Origin of the sequence: Streptomyces sp. NBC_00076, from assembly GCF_045041235.1 — a bacterium.
Lineage (GTDB): Bacteria > Actinomycetota > Actinomycetes > Streptomycetales > Streptomycetaceae > Streptomyces.
Genome location: NZ_CP108242.1, coordinates 9203232 through 9220750 on the forward strand (window position 1 = coordinate 9203232; position 17519 = coordinate 9220750).

The 17519-nt window shown below is 71.2% G+C and carries 15 protein-coding genes, 1 tRNA gene and 1 pseudogene; 12 read left to right on the top strand and 5 right to left on the bottom strand.

Going from position 1 to position 17519, the window contains the following annotated elements:
• The first annotated feature begins 78 nt into the window (after positions 1 to 78).
• Entirely contained in the window at positions 79 to 1113 is a 1035-nt protein-coding gene (locus OHA64_RS41380) for a LacI family DNA-binding transcriptional regulator (protein WP_405622320.1), read from the top strand.
• A 16-nt stretch (positions 1114 to 1129) separates the two neighbouring features.
• Here OHA64_RS41380 and OHA64_RS41385 read toward each other — a convergent pair.
• Positions 1130 to 1381: pseudogene (locus OHA64_RS41385) on the bottom strand (hypothetical protein); the annotation flags it as partial.
• A 96-nt stretch (positions 1382 to 1477) separates the two neighbouring features.
• Positions 1478 to 2638, bottom strand: a complete 1161-nt coding sequence (locus tag OHA64_RS41390; RefSeq protein ID WP_405622321.1) for a Gfo/Idh/MocA family protein — start codon at positions 2636 to 2638, stop codon at positions 1478 to 1480.
• Positions 2639 to 2802: 164 nt separating this feature from the next.
• Here OHA64_RS41390 and OHA64_RS41395 point away from each other — a divergent pair, with 164 nt between their 5' ends.
• Positions 2803 to 3834: a LacI family DNA-binding transcriptional regulator gene (locus tag OHA64_RS41395; RefSeq protein WP_405622322.1), complete on the top strand. Its 1032-nt coding sequence runs from the start codon at positions 2803 to 2805 to the stop codon at positions 3832 to 3834.
• Between the two features lie 141 nt (positions 3835 to 3975).
• On the opposite strand, the gene OHA64_RS41400 is transcribed toward OHA64_RS41395, so the two are convergent.
• The gene (locus tag OHA64_RS41400) at positions 3976 to 5454 is read right to left on the bottom strand and encodes an MFS transporter (protein WP_405622323.1); all 1479 of its coding nucleotides are present in this window, start codon (positions 5452 to 5454) and stop codon (positions 3976 to 3978) included.
• Between the two features lie 110 nt (positions 5455 to 5564).
• Between OHA64_RS41400 and OHA64_RS41405 the strand changes: the two genes are divergently transcribed.
• From OHA64_RS41405 to OHA64_RS41435, 7 genes are all read left to right on the top strand, one after another.
• A complete protein-coding gene (locus tag OHA64_RS41405) occupies positions 5565 to 6086 on the top strand; it encodes a MarR family winged helix-turn-helix transcriptional regulator (protein ID WP_405622324.1) in 522 nt (173 codons plus the stop codon).
• Positions 6087 to 6165: 79 nt separating this feature from the next.
• Positions 6166 to 6816 (top strand): GntR family transcriptional regulator, encoded by a 651-nt coding sequence (locus tag OHA64_RS41410; RefSeq protein WP_405622325.1) that lies wholly within the window; start codon positions 6166 to 6168, stop codon positions 6814 to 6816.
• Positions 6817 to 6985: 169 nt separating this feature from the next.
• Positions 6986 to 7738, top strand: a complete 753-nt coding sequence (locus tag OHA64_RS41415) for a PIG-L deacetylase family protein (RefSeq protein WP_405622326.1) — start codon at positions 6986 to 6988, stop codon at positions 7736 to 7738.
• Between the two features lie 100 nt (positions 7739 to 7838).
• Complete coding sequence (locus OHA64_RS41420; protein ID WP_405622327.1) at positions 7839 to 8543, top strand: 4-carboxy-4-hydroxy-2-oxoadipate aldolase/oxaloacetate decarboxylase; 705 nt, start codon at positions 7839 to 7841, stop codon at positions 8541 to 8543.
• A 32-nt stretch (positions 8544 to 8575) separates the two neighbouring features.
• Complete coding sequence (locus OHA64_RS41425) at positions 8576 to 9652, top strand: 4-oxalomesaconate tautomerase (RefSeq protein ID WP_405624333.1); 1077 nt, start codon at positions 8576 to 8578, stop codon at positions 9650 to 9652.
• Positions 9649 to 10599, top strand: a complete 951-nt coding sequence (locus OHA64_RS41430; protein WP_405622328.1) for a catechol 2,3-dioxygenase — start codon at positions 9649 to 9651, stop codon at positions 10597 to 10599. Before OHA64_RS41425 ends, OHA64_RS41430 begins: the two co-directional genes overlap by 4 nt.
• Positions 10600 to 10730: 131 nt before the next feature.
• The gene (locus OHA64_RS41435) at positions 10731 to 12059 is read left to right on the top strand and encodes an MFS transporter (RefSeq protein ID WP_405622329.1); all 1329 of its coding nucleotides are present in this window, start codon (positions 10731 to 10733) and stop codon (positions 12057 to 12059) included.
• Positions 12060 to 12261: 202 nt separating this feature from the next.
• On the opposite strand, the gene OHA64_RS41440 is transcribed toward OHA64_RS41435, so the two are convergent.
• Positions 12262 to 13239 (bottom strand): alpha/beta hydrolase fold domain-containing protein, encoded by a 978-nt coding sequence (locus OHA64_RS41440; RefSeq protein ID WP_405622330.1) that lies wholly within the window; start codon positions 13237 to 13239, stop codon positions 12262 to 12264.
• A 61-nt stretch (positions 13240 to 13300) separates the two neighbouring features.
• Positions 13301 to 13879, bottom strand: a complete 579-nt coding sequence (locus OHA64_RS41445) for a TetR/AcrR family transcriptional regulator (RefSeq protein WP_405622331.1) — start codon at positions 13877 to 13879, stop codon at positions 13301 to 13303.
• Positions 13880 to 14190: 311 nt separating this feature from the next.
• Between OHA64_RS41445 and OHA64_RS41450 the strand changes: the two genes are divergently transcribed.
• The 3 genes from OHA64_RS41450 (at position 14191) to OHA64_RS41460 (ending at position 17486) form a co-directional block, all read left to right on the top strand.
• Positions 14191 to 15642: an MFS transporter gene (locus OHA64_RS41450; protein ID WP_405622332.1), complete on the top strand. Its 1452-nt coding sequence runs from the start codon at positions 14191 to 14193 to the stop codon at positions 15640 to 15642.
• Positions 15643 to 15701: 59 nt separating this feature from the next.
• A tRNA-Pro gene (locus OHA64_RS41455) sits at positions 15702 to 15775 on the top strand.
• A 490-nt stretch (positions 15776 to 16265) separates the two neighbouring features.
• Positions 16266 to 17486 carry an ABC transporter substrate-binding protein gene (locus tag OHA64_RS41460; RefSeq protein ID WP_405622333.1) on the top strand — a complete coding sequence of 407 codons (1221 nt, stop codon included), beginning with the start codon at positions 16266 to 16268 and terminating at the stop codon, positions 17484 to 17486.
• Positions 17487 to 17519: the final 33 nt, after the last annotated feature.

Sequence of the window (17519 nt, forward strand, 5' to 3'; positions counted from 1 at the left end):
CGGCTCTGTCATTCTTGTCAGTACAAACCCCTCGAACAACCAGCGGCAAGCCATCAAAAACCCCTCAAGGAGCCGTCGGTGGGCCACCCCTTCCCGATCCGGGAGATCGCACGTCAGGCGGGCCTGAGCGAGGCCACCGTCGACCGGGTCCTGAACGGTCGCGGCGGGGTGCGGGAGAGCACCGAACGTGAGGTCCGTCAGGCCATCGAGGACCTGGACCGGCAGCGCACCCAGGTCAGGCTGGTCGGACGCACCTTCATGATCGACATCGTGATGCAGGCTCCGGAGCGGTTCTCCAGCGCCGTACAGGCCGCCCTGGAGGCCGAGCTGCCGTCCCTGCACCCGGCGGTCGTGCGCTCGCGCTTCCACTTCCGCGAGACCGGCCCCGTGGAGGAACTCACCAGGACCCTGGACCGGATCGCCCGGCGCGGCTCGCAGGGGGTGGTGCTCAAGGCGCCGGACGTCCCCGAGGTCGCCGCCGCCGTCGGCCGGCTCGCGGAGACGGGCATCCCCGTCGTCACCCTCGTCACCGACCTGCCCTCCTCGGCGCGCCTCGCCTACGTCGGCATAGACAACCGGGCCGCCGGAGCGACCGCCGCCTACCTCATGGGCCAGTGGCTCGGCGACCGCCCCGGCAATGTGCTCACCAGCCTCAGCAGCGGCTTCTTCCGCAACGAGGAGGAGCGCGAGATGGGCTTCCGCAGCGTGATGCGCGCCCGGCACCCGGAGCGCACCCTGGTCGAGATCGCCGAGGGACAGGGGCTGGACGCCACCCAGTACGACCTGGTCCGGGCCGCGCTGCGGCGCGACCCGGACATCCGCGCCGTCTACTCGATCGGCGGCGGCAACATAGCCACCCTGCGGGCCTTCGAGGACCTTGACCGCGAGTGCGCGCTCTTCGTGGCACACGACCTCGACCACGACAACACCCGCCTGCTGCGCGAGCACCGACTGTCCGCCGTCCTCCACCACGACCTGCGCCAGGACATGCGCGAGGCCTGCCACATCGTGATGCGCGCCCACGACGCCCTGCCGCCGGCCGGCCCGACACTGCCGTCGGCGATCCAGGTGGTCACGCCGTACAACATGCCGACCCAGGCGACGGCCGGGTGAGGCGCGGCCGCCGCTCTCAGCGCGTCGGCACCGGTGTTCCGGCGCTGCGGTAGAGGGAGATGCCCAGGGCCAGCAGCCAGTAGCTGAGGACGGCCCCCACCAGCGCGGTGGTGCCCCAGCCGTTCGCCGCGTAGAAGTCGGCCGGGGTGTTGCCGAAGAACAGGGACGGCACGAAGACCACGTTGATCCCCGCGAGGACGTACGCCGACCGGCCGGTCCAGCGCGGCAGCAGCCGGGTGCGGGAGACGGCGTATCCGAAAGCGGTCAGGTTCGCGGGCGTGTGTGCCGACGTATCGAAGCCTGACGGCCCCGGGGCCTGCCGCCGCTGGGCCGGAGCACCGGATCGGGGTGGCGCTGGGGGCACTCACCTTGGGTGTACGTCCACCCACGTCCCGCTCTCGGCGGACCGCGCCATGGCGTCCAGTACGGCGGCACTGTGCACGGCGTCGGCGAGTGTGGCCCCGTGCGAGGTGTCCTCGGCGATCGACCGGAGGAAGCGGTACGCCTCGACGACCTTCAGGTCGTCGTAGCCCATCGCGTTGGCGGCTCCGGGCTGGAACGCGCCGAACTCGCCGTCGCCCGGGCCGACGTACACCGTGCTGACCGGCTGGTCCTGGTAGCGGTCGCCGCGGCTCACGCCGAGTTCGTTCATCCGGCGGAAGTCCCAGAACACCGCGCCCTTGGTGCCGTGCACCTCGAAGCCGTAGTTGTTCTGCTCGCCCACCGAGACCCGGCAGGCCTCCAGAACGCCGCGGGCTCCGGAGGCGAAGCGCAGCAGACAGTTGACGTAGTCCTCGTTCTCCACCGGGCCGAGTTCGCCGCCGGAGGCACGGCTGTGGCCGGCGGTGACCCCGGTGGGACGGGCCCGCTCCGGTACGAAGATCGCCGTGTCGGCGGTGAGGGAGGTGATGTCGCCGAGCAGATGGCGGGCCAGGTCGGCGCCGTGCGAGGCCAGGTCGCCCAGCACTCCGCTGCCGCCCCGCTCCCGCTCGTACCGCCAGCTCAACGCCCCCTCGGGGTGCGCCGCGTAGTCGCTGAACAGGCGGACGCGGACATGGGTGACCGTGCCGATGTCACCGGAGGCGATCAGTGACCGGGCCGTCTCGACGGCGGGCGCGTTGCGGTAGTTGAAGCCGACCGCGCCCTGGACGCCCGCCTCGGTGACCGCGTCGGACACCGCCCGGGCGTCCGCCACGGTGAGACCGACCGGCTTCTCGATCCAGATGTGCTTGCCGGCCTCGGCCATCGCCACACCGATCTCGCGGTGCAGGAAGTTCGGGGCGGTGATGCTGACGGCCTGGACACGCGGATCGGCGGCGACCTCCCGCCAGTCGCGGGTCGTCGAGGCGAAGCCGAACTGAGCGGCGGCCTCCTCGGCTCGGCCGGGCACCTCCTCGGCGACGGTCACCAGCTCCGGGCGCAGACCGAGCAGCGGGTAGTGGTGCGGGACCCGGGCGTACGCCTGGGAGTGCACCCGGCCCATCCAGCCGAACCCGACGACGGCGACACCGAGCGTATCCACCATGAGCCCCTCTTTGGACCGGTCCATTTCCTTGCCCGACCCACCCTGGGCGGCACTCCACCAGGTGTCAAGCCCCTTCACCTGCCCGTCGCTCGCCCATCGCCCACCCTTCGCTCGTCCTTCGCTCGCCTTTGACAACGCCGATGGGCCATGGAACGGTCCAGGACATGAGACAGCCGACGATCCGGGACGTGGCCGAGCGGGCCGGTGTCTCCAAGTCGCTGGTCTCGCTGGTGCTGCGCGGCTCCGACCAGGTACGGCCGGAGCGGCGGGAGGCCGTGCTGCGGGCCGTACACGAACTCGGCTACCGCCCGAACGCCGCCGCCCGCAGCCTCAGCGAGCAGCGCACCCGCACCGTGGGCGTACTCCTGAACGACCTGCGCAACCCCTGGTTCGTCGACCTCCTGGACGGCCTGAACTCGCTGCTGCACGACCACGGCCTGCACATGCTGCTGGGCGACGCCCGCCTCAACCGCCGCAGCGGCCAGGACCTCACCCGGCCCTTCCTGGACCTCCAGGTCGACGGCCTGGTCGTGGTCGGCACCCTCCCCGACCCGGCCGCGCTCGGGCCGGTCGCCGCACGCATGCCGGTCGTCGTCGCGGGCGCCCGTGAGCCGGTGCCCGCCGGGGTGGACGTCGTCGCCGGAGACGACGAGCGGGGGGCCCGGCTGGTCACCGAGCACCTCATCGCGCTCGGCCACCGCCGCATCGCGCACCTCGCGGGCTACGGAGCCGTCGGCGAACTGCGCCGGCGCAGTTTCGAGGCGGTGATGCGCGCCCACGGCCCGGCCGGCCAGGCGCCCGTCGAGGCCGGCGACATGACGGAGGAGGGCGGCTTCCGTACGGCCGTGAGGCTGCTGAGCCGACCCGAACGGCCGACCGCCGTCGTGGCCGTCAACGACATCGCCGCCGTCGGCGCGCTCTCGGCCGCCGAGGAACTGGGCCTGCGCGTTCCCGAGGACCTGTCCGTCACCGGCTACGACAACACGAGCATCTCCCGGCTGCGCCACCTGTGGCTCACCACCGTCGACAACGCGGGGCACGAGGTCGGCCGACGCGCCGCCCGCTGCCTCCTGGACCGCTTCGACGGGGCCGGGGGAGCGGGCCGGATCCAGCTGGCCACGCCGGCCCTGGAGATCCGCGGAACGACGGCACCGCCGCGGACGGGCGGCGTGCCGGACCCCGCGACCGCGACCTGATCCGCAGGACAGACCTTGGGATGGGGTGACCGCGTACGCGTGGGCGAGAGAGGGCCACCGGTACGCACGCCGGGCAACGCGACGCCGGGCGGCCTCCCTTGGTGAGGGAGGCCGCCCGGCGTCCGGTCAGGCGCGTCGGTGTCAGGCCTTGGCCGCGGTGACCTCCGCGGGCTGCGCCGGGCCGTCCGTGGGCGCGGCGGCCCCGGCCGGGCGGTGCTTCGGGATGAAGGAGGCGACGGCGAAGGCCAGCAGTGCGGCGCCCGCGCCGATGGCCAGGACCACCTTGAAGCCGTTCTCGGAGGGCAGGGCGTAGTCGCCGAAGTCCGTGGTCATCTGGGCCATGATCACGCCGGCGATGGCGCTGGCGAAGGAGGTGCCGAGGGACCGCATCAGGGTGTTGAGGCTGTTGGCCGCACCCGTCTGGGACGGGTCCACGGCGCCCATGATCAGGGCGGGCAGGGCGCCGTAGGTGAAGCCGATACCGGCGCCGATGATGCAGGAGACCAGGACGAGGTGCCAGACCTCGCTCATCAGGAGGATGTTCAGGCCGTAGCCCGCCGCGACGATCAGCGCGCCGATCAGCAGGGTGACCTTGGGTCCCTTGGCCTTGGTGATCCGGGCGGACACGGCGGACATGACCATCATCACCAGGCCCTGCGGGGCCAGCACCAGGCCGACGGTCAGCATCGACCTGCCCAGGCCGTAGCCGGTCTGCTCGGGCAGTTGCAGCAGCTGGGGCAGGACCAGGGACATCGCGAACATCGAGAAGCCGAGGGCGATCGAGGCGAGGTTGGTGAAGAGCACCTGGGGCTTGGCGGTGGTGCGCAGGTCGACCAGCGGCTGCTTGGCCTTCAGCTCCCACCGGCCCCAGGCGGCCAGGATCGCGACGGCGGCGACACCCAGGCTCAGCGTCGTACCCGAGGTCCAGCCCCAGTCGGCGCCCTTGGACACGGCGAGCAGCAGCGACACCAGACCGGCCGACAGACCGAGCGAGCCGACGAGGTCGAAGCGGCCGCCGACGCGGGGCGACTCGGGAACGAACATCAGGACCAGGAGGAGGGAGACGATGCCGAGGGCGGCGGAGGTCCAGAAGAGGATGTGCCAGTCCCAGTTGTCCGCGATGAACGCGGCGGTGGGCAGGCCGAGGGCACCACCGACGCCGAGGGAGGCGCTCATCACCGCCGTCGAGCCGGCGAGCTTGTCGGAGGGGACCGTGTCTCGCAGGATGCTGATGCCCAGCGGTACGACGGCGGCCGACAGGCCCTGAAGAGCGCGGCCGACGATCATCGGGACGAGGGAGTCGGCGAGCGCGCAGACCAGTGAGCCGGACACCAGCAGCAGGATGCTGACCATCAGCATCCGCCGCTTGCCGACCATGTCACCGAGCCGGCCGACGACCGGGGTGGCGACGGCGGCGGCGAGCAGGGTGGCGGTGACCGCCCAGGCGGTGTCGGACGCCGGGGCGTCCAGGAGCTTGGGCAGCTCCGGGACGATCGGGATGACCAGGGTCTGCATCAGCGAGACGACGATTCCGGCCAGGGCCAGTACCGCCACCACGGCGTTCGCCTTCGGCGGGGCGGACTTCCCCGCTCCGGCGGGTCGGGCAAGGGCGTCGGACATGGCAAGGCCTCCAGCAGAGAGATACGGGGGAGCGGGGATGCTTGACTTAGGCAAGCATAATCGTGTTACTTGAGTCAAGCAAATACTTCCCGATTCTCAAAGGTGCTCACATGACGGCAGAGTCCCCCGCGGCCGCACTCGCTGCGGCCCCCGCAGTCGTCCCCGCGGCCATTGCCGAGATCGAGGGTGCCCTCACTCGCGTCGCCTATCTGGCCGGCCGCTCCCGCCAGCACGAGCGACTGATGGCGGTGGCGGGGTTGACGCTGGACCGTGCGGCCGTGGCCATCCTGCGGCACATCTCCGAGAGCGAACCGCAGCGTCCGGGAGTGCTGGCCGTACGGCTGTCGGTGGAGGCCTCTCATGTCACCCGGCAGCTGCGGCAGTTGGAGCGAGGAGGGTATGTGGTCCGGGTCCCCGATCCGGAGGACCGGCGGGCCCAGCGCGTCCAGCTCACCGAGGTCGGTATGGCGGCGGTCGAGCGCATACGGGAGGTGAGCCGCCTGGGGATGGGGATGGCTCTGGCCGAGTGGTCCGACGGGGATGTCGAGCAACTCGCCGTGCTCTTCCGGCGGCTCGTTCATGACTTCGTCGCCCATGCGGAGGACCGGCTGGAGGTCCCGCCCGACTCCTGAGCGGAACGGCGGACAAAATTGTTGACAATGTTGTCTGGCTAGATTTAGGTTCGACAGGCACTCACTCAGGGAGGGCGCAATGCCGAAGGAAGCCAGTCCGAGCACCGGAGAGCAGGCCAAGCAGCATGCGCTCGCGCAGCTGCGGCAGGCGATCCTGCACGGTGACATGGCACCGGCACAGCGGCTGGTGGAGAACGAACTCGCCGAGCAGTTCGGTGTGACACGGGCGAGCATCCGCGCGGCACTGATCGATCTGGAGGCCCAGGGCCTCGTCGAGCGGATCCGCAACCGTGGCTCGCGGGTGCGGGTGGTGACCGTGGAGGAAGCGGTCGCCATCACCGAGTGCCGCATGGTCCTCGAAGGGCTGTGCGCGGCGAAGGCGGCCACCCTGGCCGACGACGACCAACTGGCCCAACTGACGGACCTGGGTACGGCGATGGCCAAGGCCGTGGCCGACGGCGAGCCGGTGACCTACTCCGACCTCAACCACGAACTGCACGCCAGGATCCGGGAGTTCTCCGGTCAGCGGACGGCCCTGGAGCTGCTGGAGCGGCTCAACGCCCAACTGGTCCGCCACCGCTTCCAGTTGGCCCTGAGGCCGGGACGTCCGCAGCAGTCCCTGGGGGAGCATCTGGCGATGATCGAGGCGATCAGCGCCAGGGACCCACGGGCGGCCGAGACGGCCGCCCGTGCCCACCTCACCAGCGTGATCGAGGCGCTGCGCGACTGAGCCGCGCGAGGCGGGCGCACACCTGTCCACCCCGGCGAGCGAGCCGAAGGGGTGAGCCGGTGACGAACGCACGACCGCGCCGCGGCCCGAAGGGCCGAGCACGGTCCGGGCTCGACACCGGCTGGAACGCCCCAGGGGCGACCCGCCCGAACAGAGAGCGATTCGAGCCATGACGCACGCAGGCGCCGCGCCCGCCACCCCACGATCGACACTCGTCATCACCGCGCACGCCGGGGACTTCGTATGGCGGGCCGGCGGAGCCATCGCCCTGGCCGCCTCCCGCGGGGAGAAGGTCACCATCGCCTGCCTGACCTTCGGCGAGCGGGGCGAGTCCGCCAAGGCCTGGCGCGAGGGCAGGCAACTGGACGAGATCAAGGCGATACGCCGGGACGAGGCAGAACGCGCCTCCGCCACCCTCGGTGCCGAGGTCCGCTTCTTCGACGCCGGCGACTATCCCCTCGTGGCCACCGCCGAGTTGACCGACCGGCTCGTCGCCCTCCACCGCGAGACCCAGCCCGACATCGTGCTCACCCACCCGGTCGAGGACCCGTACAACGGCGACCATCCGGCCGCCAACCGCATGGCACTGGAGTCCCGGATCCTCGCCCAGGCCATCGGCTACCCGGGGGAGGGCGAGATCATCGGAGCCCCGCCGGTCTTCTACTTCGAGCCGCACCAGCCCGAGATGAGCGGGTTCAGGCCCGAGGTCCTGCTCGACATCACCGAGGTGTGGGACACCAAACGCAAGGCGATGGAGTGCCTCGGCGCCCAGCAGCACCTGTGGGACTACTACACCGACCTCGCCGTGCGCCGGGGCGTCCAGCTCAAGCGCAACGCGGGCCCCAACCTGGGGCTGGCCCACAAGACGATGGCCGAGGCGTACATGCGTCCGTACCCGCAGATCGCGAAGGAGCTGGCGTGAGCGAGTTGAGGTGCGGCGGAGGCGGGGGAGCCGGGGAACGAAACGGAGTGGGCCCGTGGCCGCGGCGGAGCCGAGGCGGAGCTCCACGGAAGGAGGAAGCATGAGCGGCGTGATCGTCACCAACCCGCCGAAGGCCGATCCGAAGGACGTCGAGGCGCTCGCCGGGTTCGGCGTGGCCACCGTCAGCGAGGCGCTGGGCCGAACCGGCCTGCTCGGGCCGGAGATCCGTCCCGTCCAGCAGGGCGTACGAGTCGCCGGCGCCGCCGTCACCGTGCTCAGCTGGCCCGGGGACAACCTCATGATCCACGCGGCCGTGGAGCAGTGCGGTGAGGGCGACCTCCTGGTCGTCACCACCACCTCCCCGTCCACCGACGGCATGTTCGGCGAGCTGTTCGCCACCGCGCTCCGGCAGCGGGGCGTGCGCGGCCTGATCATCAACGCCGGTATCCGCGACACCCAGGAACTGCGGGACATGGGCTTCCCCGCCTGGTCCCGGGCGGTCTCCGCGCAGGGCACCGTCAAGGCCACCGGGGGTTCGGTCAACGTCCCGGTCGCGATCGACGGACAGGTCATCCGCCCCGGCGACGTGATCCTGGCCGACGACGACGGCGTGGTGGTCGTCCCGCGCGAGCGTGCCCGCGCCACCGTGAGCGCCTCGGAGGCCCGGGAGGCCAAGGAGGCGGGAGCCCGTGCCGCCTTCCTCGACGGTCAACTGGGCCTGGACCGCTACGGGTTGCGCGAGACACTGCGACGTCTCGGCGTGCGGTACCAGACCCACGAGGAGTACGAGGGGGAGCGGCCGTGACCCGCGATTCCGACGGGGTGCGCTGCCTGCTGATGCGGGGCGGCACCTCCAAGGGCGCCTACTTCCTCGCCGACGACCTCCCCGCCGAACCGGCCTCGCGCGACGCGCTGTTGCTGCGCGTCATGGGCAGCCCGGACGAGCGGCAGATCGACGGCCTGGGCGGCGCCCACCCGCTCACCAGCAAGGTGGCCGTGGTCGCGCCCTCGACCGCCCCGAATGCCGACGTGGACTATCTGTTCCTTCAAGTCGGCGTCGACAAGCCTGAGGTGAGTGACCGTCAGAACTGCGGGAACATCCTCGCCGGGGTCGGCCCGTTCGCCGTCGAGCGCGGGCTCGTGCCGGCGGGGGAGGAGCGGACCTCCGTCCGTATCCGCATGGTCAACACCGGTGACCACGCGACGGCGACCTTCCCGACCCCCGGCGGCCGGGTGCGCTACACCGGGGACGCCGAGATCTCGGGCGTGCCCGGGACGGCCGCACCGGTCGTGATCGAGTTCCCACCCGGCGCCGGGAAGCTGCTGCCCACCGGCAACGTCCGGGACGAGATCGACGGCACGCCGGTGACCTGCGTGGACAACGGCATGCCCACGGTCCTCGTCGAGGCCGCCTCGCTCAAGGTCTCCGGCTATGAGCCGCCCGCCGAACTGGAGGCCGACCAGGAGCTGGCCGACCGGCTGCGCGTGATCCGTCTGGAGGCGGCCCGCCTGATGGGCCTCGGTGACGTCTCGAACGCCACCGTACCCAAGCTCAGCCTGCTCGCCCCGCCCCGCGAGGGGGGCGCGATCACCACCCGCACCTTCATTCCGGTGCGCTGCCACCCGTCGATCGGGGTGCTGGGCGCGGCGAGTGTGGCGGCCGGCCTGCGTATCGACGGCGGTGTGGGCGCGGACCTCGCGGCACTCGACGCCGACAGCGACCGTGTTCGCATCGAACATCCCACCGGTTTCCTGGACATCGAGAGCAGCCTCGGGACCACTCCCGCCGGCCTGCCCACCGCCCGCCGTACCGCCGTGGTCCGCACGGCCCGCAAGATCTTCGACGGCCTCGTCTTCCCCCGGTCCGCCGAGACGGCAGAGATCCCCCCGCACCCCCAAGGAGGCCAAGGATGACTCCGCCGCTCGGCGACATCGCCCATGTCGGACACGCCCAGTTGTTCACCCCGGACCTGGACGCCAGCGTCGCCTTCTTCACCGATTTTCTCGGCCTCACCGTCAACGGTCGGAACGGCGACACGGTCTACCTGCGGACCTTCGACGACTACGAGCACCACAGCCTGGTGCTCACCGCCCGTGAGCAGCCCGGCCTCGGCCGGCTCGCCCTGCGCACCTCCAGCGAGGCGGCCCTCGAGCGCCGTGTCAAGGCGGTCGAGGAGGCGGGCGGCACCGGCCACTGGGCCGAGGACGAGCCGGGCCTCGGCAAGCTGTACGTCACCACCGACCCGGACGGCCACGAGCACGCCCTGTACTGGGAGAGCGAGCACTACCGGGCCCCCGAGGAGCTCAGGCCGGCGCTCAAGAACCAGCCGCAGGCCAAGCCCAACCGGGGCGTGGGCGTACGGCGTCTGGACCACATCAACTTCCTCGCCGCCGACGTGCTCGCCAACTCCGAGTTCCAGCAGGACGTGCTGGGCGCCCGGCCCACCGAGCAGATCCGGCTGGACACGGGCACGGTCGCGGCGCGCTGGCTGACGTACACGAACAAGTCGTACGACGTCGTCTACACCTCGGACTGGACCGGCAGCGCCGGGCGGTTGCACCACATCGCCTTCGCGACCGACACCCGCGAGGACATCCTGCGCGCGGCCGACCTCGCGATCGACAGCGGCGTGTTCATCGAGACGGGCCCGCACAAGCACGCCATCCAGCAGACGTTCTTCCTGTACGTCTACGAGCCCGGCGGCAACCGCATCGAGCTGTGCAACCCGCTCACGCGGCTCGTCCTGGCCCCCGACTGGCCGCTGATCACCTGGACCGAGGAGGAGCGGAAGAAAGGGCAGGCCTGGGGCCTGAAGACCATCGAGTCCTTCCACACGCACGGGACGCCACCGGTCGCGTAACGCCCCCTGTCACCCTCTTACGCCTCACCCCGGAACTCAATTGTCGATGAGATTGTTGACAAAAACGTTGACGTCCATCGGTGCCCGTCTCTAGCGTCGGGGGACCCCGCTCGCACGAGAGGAATACAAGGATGTCCTCCTCCCCCGCCGCGTCCGCCCGCGGCAGCAGACTGGCCCTGCTGGTCGTCGGCCTGTGCTGGCTGGCCGTGCTCTTCGACGGCCTCGACATGTTCATCTACGGCTCGGTGCTGCCGCACCTGCTGGAGACGAAGACCTTCGGCCTCACCCCGGACACCGCCGGCGACCTCGGCAGCTACGCCACCTTCGGCATGCTGGTCGGTGCCCTGACCGCCGGCACGATCGCCGACCGGGTCGGCCGCAAGACGCTGATGGTCGCCTCCGTGACGCTCTTCTCGCTGGCCTCCGGGGTGTGCGCGACGGCGGACAGCGTGGCGGTCTTCGGCCTCGGCCGGACCCTGGCAGGCGTCGGCCTCGGCGGCCTGCTGCCCACCGCGATCAGCATGGTCTCCGACTACGCCCCGCGCGGCCGCGCCGCCATCGTCATAGGCCTCCTGATGACCGCGCACCACGCGGGCGGCATCCTCTCCGCCTATGTGGCCAAGTGGCTCGTCGACCCGGTCGGCTGGCGGGCCGCCTTCTGGGTCTGCGTGCTCCCGCTGCTCTTCGCCCCGGTGCTCGCCAGGTTCCTGCCCGAGTCGCTGAGCTTCCTGGTCGCCAAGGGCCGAACCGACGAGGCCCGCACGCTGGCCGACCGCTACGACGTCGAGCTTCCGGCCGCGAAGTCGGGCAAGCGGGGCGCGGCCGACCGCTGGACCAACCTGGTCGACCTCTTCCGTGGCGGCGAGTGGATCCAGACCCTGCTGTACTGGCTCGCCTCCTTCGGCGGCCTCCTCCTGGTCTACGGCGTCGCCACCTGGCTGCCCACCCTGATGCGGGCCGAGGGCTACGAACTGGGCTCGGCCCTGTCCTTCGTGGTCGTCTTCAACCTCGGCGGCATCGTGGGCATGCTGGTCGCCGGGCGAGCCGCGGACCGCTTCGGAGCCCCGCGCATCTCGGCGATCTGGTTCGCCCTGACCGCCGCCGGGGTGTTCCTGCTCAGCGTGCACATGCCGATGAGCGTGACCATGGTCGTCGTCTTCCTGACGGGCGTGTTCCTCAACAGCGCCCAGACGATGATCTACGCGACGGTGTCGATCCGCTCCCACGCCGACAACCGTGCCACCGCGGTCGGCTGGACCTCAGGCATGGGCCGCTTCGGCGCCGTCTTCGGGCCCTGGCTCGGCGGCCAGTTGCTCGCCGCGGGCAACGGCGACTGGGGCTTCACCGCCTTCGCGCTCGCCGGAGTGTCGTCCATGGTCTTCATCGGCATCGCCGCGGTGCGCGGTTCCAAGGAAGCGTCGAGGGGCGGCGCCGATCAGGAACTGGTCAGCGCGCACTGACCACCCCGATGGGGCGGCGCCGTGGTGGAGATGGAGGTGGCGCGGGCCGGGCGGGGATCCCGGTGGCGCCGAACGTGTGGCGCGAACTCACCGAGAACGCCGAGAAGTCAGGCATCGTCCCCGACCGCGCCGACCACCTGAACGGACCACCAGGGCCGGATGCCGCCGACCGTCCCCCGAACGGCCCGCGGCATCCGCTGCCTCACGGGTGCACGGCCTCCCGCACATGGCGTGCGATCAGCGTGTACGTCTCCCTGGCCTTCTCGTCGTCCGAGCCGTCGTAGCCGTGGTCGGCCCCCGCCACGTCGTGGTGCCCGAGCAGGGACCCCGTCTTCCGCAGCCGGTCGGCGTAGTTCGCCGCCTCCGTCCGCAGCAGGTCGTACTCGGCCGTGACGACGAGGGCCGGGGCGATGCCTGTCAGGTCCGCGGTGTCCGAGGGGTGGGCGGGCGACACCAGCCGGTCGGTCCGCAGCCGCGCGTCCGGGACGTACGAGGTGTCGAAGATGTCGGCCATCCAGGGCCGCAGCACCGGCCGGGCCACGGCGGCGCGCTTGGACCTGGCACCGGTCGCCAGGTCCAGCGGGGGGTAGTGCAGCACCTGGAGGGCGATCGAGGGGCCGTCCTCCTCCAGCGCCTGCCGGGCCACGGCCGCCGCGAGCCCGCCACCGGCGCTCTGCCCGCCCACCGTGAGCCGGTCGCCGTCCCAGCCCTGCTCGGCGCCGTTTTCGGCCACCCAGCGGACGATCTCGTAGGCCTGCCGGGGCGGCGCAGGGAACGGGTGCTGCGGTGCGACCACGTAGTCCACGTTGATCACCACCACCCCGGCTTCCGCCGCCAGGAAACGGCACAGGGGGTCGTCGAGTTCGGTGAGCGCCACGACGTAACCGCCGCCGTGGAAGTTGACATGCACGGGCGGGGCGGTCTTCGCGGTCTGCTGGGAGATCTCCTCGGAGGTCTTCCCGGCGGCTGTTGCGGGCGCGGGCAGATACACCGTCGCCCGGGCCGGCGCGATCGAAGTCGGGATGGTCAAGTCCCGTACCGTGCGCGGGAATTCGGGAAAGCGTGCGTGCGAGGCCGCCGCGGAGCCGCGGCCGCCGGAGCGCCGGTCGGCGAGCGCGGTCATGCGTTGCATCGCCTTGGCGGCGAGGGTGGCCACCGTCGGCCGGGCAAGGAGGGACATGTGACCGAACTTACTTGCGTCAGGCAATAAGAAACCAGACAGGTCTCATACCGAACTGATCTCAGTGCCTGGCGCGCACGCCGTCGAGAGCTACGCAGAGCACCCGATCGCGCTGGGCGTCGTCGTCGAAGGCGGTGCCGGTGATGCCCGCGACCATCCGCAGCAGGTCGGAGAAGCCCATGTCGGTGCGTGCCGCGCCCGCCTTCTGGGCCCGTTCGAACAGCGGGCCGCCGGCCGCGTACATCGACTCGCGGCACGCGGCGAAGATCTCCGACTCGTCGTTGAGCGCCTCGCGGACGGCCCGCTTGGTGACCATGTAGCCCGCGAACCGGTCCAGCCAGGCCGCCAGGGCTTCCCAGGGGCCCCGGTCGGCGACCTCCTCGGCGACCTGGCACAGGGCGTTGACCTCGTCCGCGTAGACACTCTCGAAGAGGTGGCGGCGGGTGGGGAAGTTCCGGTACAGCGTGCCGATGCCGACGCCCGCGCGCCGGGCGACGTCCTCCAGGGAGGCCTCCGCGCCGTGCTCCGCGAACGCGTCGCGGGCGGCGGCCAGCAGGGCGTCGTAGTTGCGGGCGGCGTCCTTCCGGTGCGGTCGCCGGGACGCGACGATCTCGCTGACGGGGAACGACTGGGCGGTCACGGCTGCCTCCCGGGCGGGGACGAGGTTGAAGCGGAGGTACGCCTCCGCTACAGTGGAGGGGTACCTCCACTTTAGCAGTGCGGGGTGCGCTCGCCGTGGATGCGTGCGGCCGCACGCATCGGCGACGGGACGACACCCCGCAGTCCCGTTCCCGTACTGACCGCGGGCCCGCGCGTGCGTCGCCCGAGGGTCCACCACCTTTCCGCGACCGCTCACCACGGCCGTCCCCGTGGCGCCCCCGGCGCACTCCGGGCCCGCACGACCGTGGGTCGAGGCTTCGGCCGCACCCCGTGTTCGGAGAGGCACCTCCCATGCCCAGCAAGTCCACCCGTCTCACCTTCGCCGTCCTCGCGGCCGGCGCCGGTGTGTTCTCCATGCTGCAGTCGCTGATTGCGCCGGCCCTGCCGACCGTCCAGCACGCGCTGCACACCTCCCAGTCCACCGCGACCTGGGTGATGACCGCCTATCTGCTGTCCGCCTCGATCTTCACCCCGATCCTCGGCCGGGTCGGCGACCTGATCGGCAAGAAGCGCACCCTCGTCGCCGTTCTGATGACCGTGGCGGTCGGCTGTCTGCTCGCCGCGCTCGCGCCGAGCATCGGCGTCCTGATCGTCGCCAGGGTCGTCCAGGGCGTCGGCGGCGCCTTGGTCCCCCTCTCCTTCGGCATCATCCGGGACGAGTTCGCCCCCTCGGAGGTGGGCGGCAGCATCAGCAACCTGTCCGCCGTGATCGCGGCGGGCGGCGGCGTCGGCATGGTCGCCGCCGGACCCATCGTCACCGCGCTGGACTACCGGTGGCTGTTCTGGATTCCGGTCGCCATCGTGACGGCCGCCACGATCATCGCCGTGCGATACGTACCCGAGTCGCCCACCCGGGCGCAGGGGCAGGTCAACTGGCTCGGTGCCGCACTGCTGTCGGCCTGGCTGGTCGCCCTGCTGCTGCCGCTCAGCCAGGCGGCCGTGTGGGGCTGGGGCTCGGCGCGGGTGCTCGGTCTGTTCGCCGCCGCGGTCGTCCTGTTCGCGCTGTGGCTCGCCGCCGAGGCCCGCTCCCGCACCCCGCTGATCGACCTGCGGGTCATGCGCCTGCCGGCCGTGTGGACCACCAACACCGCCGCGTTCCTCTTCGGCGCCGGCATGTACGCGATCTGGTCCTTCCTGCCCGGTTTCGTACAGACCCCGTCGTCGGCCGGGTACGGCTTCGGCGCGAGCGTCACCGCCACCGGACTGCTCATGCTGCCGATGCTGATCGCGATGTTCCTCTCCGGCGTGCTCAGCGGCCGACTGGAGCCGGTCCTCGGCGCCAAGGTCCTCCTGACGGCCGGCGCCGCGCTCGGCGCGCTCGCCTGCGGCATCCTCGCCCTCTGGCACGACGAGCAATGGCAGATCGCCCTCGTCGCGGGACTGTTCGGCCTCGGTATCGGCCTCGCCTTCGCCTCCATGGCCAACCTGATCGTGGGCAGTGTCCCCGCCGACCAGACCGGCGCGGCCACCGGCATGAACGCCAACATCCGCACCATCGGCGGCTCCATCGGCGCCGCGGTCACCAGCGTCCTGGTCACCGGCCGCCTCCAGCCCTCCGGCCTGCCGTACGCCTCCGGCTACACCCACGGCTTCACCCTGCTCGCCGTGCTCTGCCTGGCCGCGGCGCTGGCCGCGCTGCTGGTGCCGGTCCGGCCCGGCGGTCGTGTGACGGGCCGCCCCCTCGCCGCGGGTGACGCCGCCGCGGAGGCGCAGGTGGCCGCGGCTCCCGGCGCGCGCGGCTGACGTACGCGTATGGGGTAGGGTTGACCCGCGCGCTCACACGGGCGACCGTGCGAGCGCATCGGGACGTGGCGCAGCTTGGTAGCGCACTTGACTGGGGGTCAAGGGGTCGCAGGTTCAAATCCTGTCGTCCCGACTTTACGAAGTCGCGGGTCCGGGGCCGTTTCAGAGGAATCTGAAACGGCCCTTGATCATTTTTCGGGACCGGTTCGGGGCCCGTTGAGGACCAGCGCACTTGACGGGCTGTAGCGCACCTCGACCCGGTCGACGTGCGCCGTGCGACCCCCGTTGACTTGCCTGCTTTCCGCACCGGTCGGCACCGCCCGCGACTTCCCGGCGGCCACCCCCGAGAACCTGCCGCCTACTCCGCCCGGCGCTCTCGTCCTAGATGCCCGGCGGTCGAACTCGGTAGGCCTGTTTGGGTTATTAGATACGATATGTGCTTGATCTTGCTTTATGTGCCACTTAGTGTTCGCCGTGAGGGAACCGCTGCGCGGTCCGACCGCGCCACTGTCCGGAAGCGAGGTGTGGAGCGCGTGCACCCGACGTGCGGCTGCCGGCCCGTTTCAGGCCAGAAGGGACGTCCCAGAAGGACGCGTTGGCTGCGGGCGTTCGCCGTACTGCCGTTGCTGGCGTCAGCGCTCGCCGCTTGTGGCAGCGACGAGGGTTCCGGTAGGCCCACCCTCAACTGGTACAACTTCCCCGACGACTCCGGTGCGCTCCAGAAGGCGGCCGACCGGTGCAGCCAGGCGTCGGGCGGCCGCTACAGGATCAGCTACAACAAGCTCCCGCGGGCCGCGGACGGCCAGCGCCAGCAGCTTGTCCGCAGGCTCGCCGCCGAGGACGACTCGCTCGACATCCTGGGCCTGGACGTCACCTGGGCGGCGGAGTTCGCCGAGGCTCGCTGGATCCGGGAATGGACGGGGGCGGCGAGGCGGCAGGCCATCAAGGGCACCCTGCGCGTACCGCTGCAGACCTCGACCTGGAAGGGCAAGCTGTACGCCGTCCCGTACAACACCAACACCCAGCTCCTGTGGTACCGCAAGGACCTGGTGCCCACCCCACCCAGGACCTGGGCCGAGATGCTGGACATGGCCGGCGCCCTCGCCCGGCAGGGCAAACCGCACTTCGTGGAGATCCAGGGCGCCCAGTACGAGGGCCTGACCGTCTGGTTCAACACGCTGATCAACAGTGCGGGCGGCTCCATCCTCAACGCGAGCGCGACCGAGCCCTCTCTCGGCCCTCCTGCTGTGCGGGCCGCGGCGGTCATGCGTGATCTGGCGAAGTCCCCGGCCGCGGACCCCTCCCTGCCCAACCAGATGGAGGACCAGAACCGCCTCGCCATGGAGTCGGGGGCGGCGGCGTTCGAGCTCAACTACCCGTTCGTCTATCCGTCGATGAAGGCCAACAACCCCGCACTGTTCAAGAACTTCCGCTGGGCACCGTACCCGCGGGTCGACGCCAACCGCCCGGCGAGGCCCACCATCGGCGGCATCGATCTGGCCGTGAGCGCCTACTCTCGCCACCCCGACCTGGCCTTCGAGGCCGCCCTGTGCCTGCGCAACCGGGAGAACCAGCTCACCGCCGCCCTCGAGGGCGGCCTGCCGCCCACCCTGCGCGCCCTGTACGACGAGCCCGCTTTCATGAAGGCGTACCCCTTCTCCCGGGAAGTGCTGGCCGCCCTGCAGTCGGCGAGCGTGCGCCCGATCACTCCGGCCTACCAGAACGTGTCGATCGCGGTCTCCCACACGCTGTCTCCGCCGTCCGGGATCAAACCGGAGAGCTCGGTCAACACCATCAGGGAACAGATCGACGATGCCCTGCGATCCGAGGGTGTGATCCCGTGAACCACCACCTCCCGCACCACTCCGTCAGTCTGC